Below are 385 nucleotides of genomic sequence, written 5' to 3'. Positions count from 1 at the left end.
ATACCATTAAGGAATACGTACTCTCTGGTGACGTGATGCAAACGGTGATTTCACAGCGCATGTCGATTCCGTTTACTGCTGAGCCTTTGAATCTGTATCGCTCCTTACGCTGTTTGAATCCTTCTCCCTATATGTACTTTTTGAACTTGGGCGAGTTTCATATTGTCGGCTCATCACCTGAAATACTTGCGCGCGTAGAAGAGGGTGAAGTTACTGTTCGGCCGATTGCTGGTACTCGCAAGCGCGGCATGAATGAAGAAGAAGACTTAGCCTTAGAGAAAGACCTACTCGCAGATCCTAAAGAATGCGCCGAGCATTTGATGCTAATCGATTTAGGACGAAATGATGCTGGCCGCGTTAGTGAAATTGGCAGTGTAGAGCTCAC

The 385-nt window shown here is 46.5% G+C and carries 1 protein-coding gene; it reads left to right on the top strand.

The window, feature by feature from the left end; genetic code table 11:
- Nucleotides 1–385: chorismate-binding protein (locus A3761_RS06680; RefSeq protein WP_197472911.1), on the top strand; the 385-nt coding region annotated here is incomplete at both ends.

It is taken from the genome of Oleiphilus sp. HI0123 (assembly GCF_001635315.1).
The sequence above is the reverse complement of the archived record's forward strand: the minus strand, read 5'-3'. Positions and strand labels throughout refer to the sequence as shown.